Genomic DNA, 1680 nt, shown 5'->3' with positions numbered 1-1680 from the left:
GCGCCGGAAAAAATGCCTGCCGAGGCCCTGCGCGCCGGTTATCATTTCCCTTATTTATTTGATGCCGAACAAAGGGTGGCCAAGGCTTTTAATGCGGTGTGCACGCCTGATCTTTTCCTTTTTGATGCGGCAGGCAAACTGTTTTATCACGGTCAATTCGATGCGAGTCGCCCCAAGAACGATCTGCCGGTGACCGGCGAAGACCTGTCTGCAGCCATAGCCGCGATGTTGGCGGGTGCCGAGCCTTCGGCCAAAGTGCTGCCCAGCATTGGTTGCAGTATCAAGTGGCGGCCGGGCAACGAGCCGGAGGACTGGGTATGACTGCTCAGCAGCGCTGTGCCGTGGTGACAGGCGCCTCCTCGGGTATTGGTGCCGCCACGGCGCGGGTATTAGCGGCACAAGGATATCTGGTGGTTCTCGGGGCACGGCGGCTGGAACGTTTGCAGGCCCTGGCCGCAGAGTTGGAGGGGGTGGCCATTCCTCTGGACGTAACCGATGCGGCCAGTATAGCCACATTTGCTGCCCGGTTGCCGGCTGGTGTCGATGTGCTGGTCAATAATGCGGGTGGCGCGCTAGGGCTGGAATCTATCGCAGACTTGAACGAATCCCATTGGCAAGAGATGTGGCAGAGCAATGTCCTCGGCCTCGCGCGTATGAGTAAAGCGCTCTATCCCCATCTGCTGAAAGCCTCTTCCGGGGTCGGTCATGTGGTGAATATCGGAAGTGTCGCCGCCCACGAAACCTATGCCGGTGGAGGTGGTTATACCGCCTGTAAACATGCCGTAAAAGCGATTACGGAGACCATGCGTGTGGAGTGGCTGGGTCAGCCGTTGCGGGTGACAAAAATTGATCCAGGCTTGGTGGAGACGGAGTTCAGCCTGGTGCGCTTCGATGGAGATGCAGAGCGGGCCGCCAGCGTCTATGCCGGTATGGAGCCTCTGGTAGCCACGGATATTGCTGACGCCGTCCTCTGGGCGGTAACGCGGCCTGCCCATGTGAATATTGACGAAATTATCATCAAGCCCCGGGATCAGGCACGGGTAGGACTGGTTTACCGGCGTTGATGCCGGTTTACCCTATGCGGTGCATGAGTGGGCAGCGCGCGACGGTTGGGTCGTTTCGGTGGCGATCAGTGAAAAATGGCGTGCAACAAACCAGTGGCTGCCTGTTGCTGCTTTGCGACAAGGTGGGTGAGATTACGGCTTTGACGCTGTCGACGCAGGCGCAGCAAGCGCTTTTGTAACTCCCGTTTGATGCGCTGTCGCTCGTGACCCGCCATAAAAGATGCGTAGCTGGGGAAGCTGCGTACCCGGCGTAAGGCGGCCAGAAGATTCGCGGTGCTGTCCATGTCAGTCTCCATTGCTTTGCTCTGATGAATATGAGAGCTAACAGCAATAGTCATGCCAAAAAAAATACGCCATTAAAATTAGGGGACAGGTCTTTCCCTGCGGGCCGGATGAATGAAATCTGTCACGTTTGAACGACAAGGCTCTGTTGTAGCGGAGCCGCAGCGGGGATTCTCTATTAGCAGGGCGGCTTTTGCTACTTTGGTCTTCGTCGCTAAAAGCCCCCAGGTCCCGCCGTCGTTTTAAATCAAAGACGCCGGAAAGCGTCGAGGACCAGTATAACCGCACCGATGGAAATTGCGCTGTCGGCGATGTTGAAGTAGGGCCACTAGAG

The 1680-nt window shown here is 57.1% G+C and carries 3 protein-coding genes and 1 pseudogene; 2 read left to right on the top strand and 2 right to left on the bottom strand.

Annotated features, from left to right (window positions below):
• Positions 1-321 (top strand): thioredoxin domain-containing protein (locus AC2VNK_RS09745; protein ID WP_486883607.1); only part of this gene is annotated, 321 nt, incomplete at its 5' end.
• Positions 318-1064, top strand: coding sequence for an SDR family NAD(P)-dependent oxidoreductase (locus tag AC2VNK_RS09740; protein WP_291520971.1), 747 nt, complete (start codon positions 318-320; stop codon positions 1062-1064). The genes AC2VNK_RS09745 and AC2VNK_RS09740, both read left to right, overlap by 4 nt.
• Positions 1065-1129: 65 nt before the next feature.
• On the opposite strand, the gene AC2VNK_RS09735 is transcribed toward AC2VNK_RS09740, so the two are convergent.
• A complete protein-coding gene (locus tag AC2VNK_RS09735) occupies positions 1130-1348 on the bottom strand; it encodes a hypothetical protein (protein ID WP_486883606.1) in 219 nt (72 codons plus the stop codon).
• Between the two features lie 245 nt (positions 1349-1593).
• Positions 1594-1668: pseudogene (locus tag AC2VNK_RS09730) on the bottom strand (signal peptidase II); the annotation flags it as partial.
• Positions 1669-1680: the final 12 nt, after the last annotated feature.

The organism is Acidithiobacillus sp. TH-A35 (assembly GCF_057473505.1).
The sequence above is the reverse complement of the archived record's forward strand: the minus strand, read 5'-3'. Positions and strand labels throughout refer to the sequence as shown.